Annotated in this window: 2 protein-coding genes; both read right to left on the minus strand. The window is 38.7% G+C overall.

The window, feature by feature from the left end; genetic code table 11:
* Nucleotides 1-139 precede the first annotated feature (139 nt).
* Nucleotides 140-523 (minus strand): hypothetical protein, encoded by a 384-nt coding sequence (locus ACFINY_RS09655; RefSeq protein WP_375701063.1) that lies wholly within the window; start codon nucleotides 521-523, stop codon nucleotides 140-142.
* A complete protein-coding gene (locus ACFINY_RS09660; protein WP_375701064.1) occupies nucleotides 483-1,601 on the minus strand; it encodes a hypothetical protein in 1,119 nt (372 codons plus the stop codon). The genes ACFINY_RS09655 and ACFINY_RS09660 overlap by 41 nt, the downstream gene beginning before the upstream one ends.
* Between the last annotated feature and the right edge of the window lie 38 nt (nucleotides 1,602-1,639).

Raw genomic sequence — 1,639 nt, forward strand, 5'->3', positions numbered from 1 at the left:
TTACCAATGGGTTTATTTGCCTCAAAATGGACCGTACAGAAGCGTTTTTAATTTCAATGTGGTTTTTATCACAAAATCTTTAAATCGCTCTGTACGGTGCCTTTCTGCCAATTTAAACGCATATCTATTCTCAAAATCATCAGCAAACTTCACTACTTTGCTGTTTATCATTCAATGCTTTTAAATGCGATTTCATGACTGATGCTCCCGAAAAAAGCTCTGCTTTCAAATTTCTGCAATACTCTGCAAGCTCTGCTCCTGTTGGCATAAAGGTTTTCGATAATCCTTTTGCTTTTCCGCATATGATATCCTTAACAGCCTGCTTTAGAGCGTATTCTGAAGCATCTGATAAGGCTATGCTGTAATTTAAAGCGATAACATTAGGGTCTATATTTGCCGGTATTTTTAGACCAGAAAGCAAATAAGCAGCCGCCTCGATATGTTCAACCGTAACTTTCCGTGAAAGCAGTGCTTGTAAGCGATTACAGTCTTGCAAAACTTGCGCTTTCTCCTCCAGCGTCAACGGCTTTCCATGCATAGAGGTTGGAGGATACACACTCCGGTCCACTCTCTTGGCAAGTGCTTGCAAATGAACTGATAGCCTCTGTATCTCTGCTGCATTCTGATCCATAAGAATCGCTAGTGGTGATTGCTGCTTTGAGTGTACTGAAGCTTTGTGAAAGGCTGTTTGTGAAGTTATTTGTTGAGAGCTTATAGCGTTCGTTTGCATATCGTTTCTCCTGTTCTAATTTCTTGGCGAGCGTTCCATTCTGGTTAATAATCCAACCACACCAAGCACTTTGCCAATCGCGATTGTTTGCATTTCGACATGGGTTGGCTTTCCAATGAAGTTTAAATCTTTCGAATTCTAATAACGCCTCATCCTGCGTTAAGCCTTTATCGATTGCGTATTGCAAATCAGGTTCAAAATCTTCTGGTACGCTTCCAAGTTCTTTTTTCCCCTTACTTCGCTTGGCTTTCTTAGGAACGCTTTCTTGCTCGTGAATGATTGATTGGTTGGTTTGCTCTGATTGGCTTTCAACATCACACTCGATTGGCTCGTCAACCAAATCGATTGTTTCTAAATCTTCAAAATCAATTTCTTTTTTTAATAAAACGTTAGTTTTATTTTTTTTATATATGTTAATGTTATTGTTAATGGCATTGCGTTCGCATTGCGCAACACTATGCGCATCGTATGCGCTCTGCATGCAATCCGCATATGCGTTTTCTTTTATATGATTATTGTCATTTTTACCTTTTGTTTTATGCCATCTAGAATGAGCTGCTTTTGTTGCTGCTTCTGATTTCTCTTTGCTATCATTTAATTCTAATTCAACATCTGGGTTCCACAACCGACCATCTTCTAAACAAATGATATGTCCAGTTTCTAATAAAAGATCTAATGCCTTCTGAAATTTTTTTACTGAGCAGCCAGCCAATAAAGATAACACTTTAAAATTATTCGTAAGCGGCTCTCCTGTGCGAAGCATTTGAAAGCGCAACTTAACATATATGAAACCTTCAAAAGCTGGCAAATATGCAAGATCAAGTAGCCACTTGTCTGCAAAAAGCCTCGTCCATGGCAACTTAGTTGACATACTTCACCTCCCTTTCTTTATTATTATTGCAAGTGAAA

It is taken from the genome of Bartonella sp. AA23NXGY (genome assembly GCF_042197165.1).
Taxonomy (GTDB): Bacteria; Pseudomonadota; Alphaproteobacteria; order Rhizobiales; family Rhizobiaceae; genus Bartonella.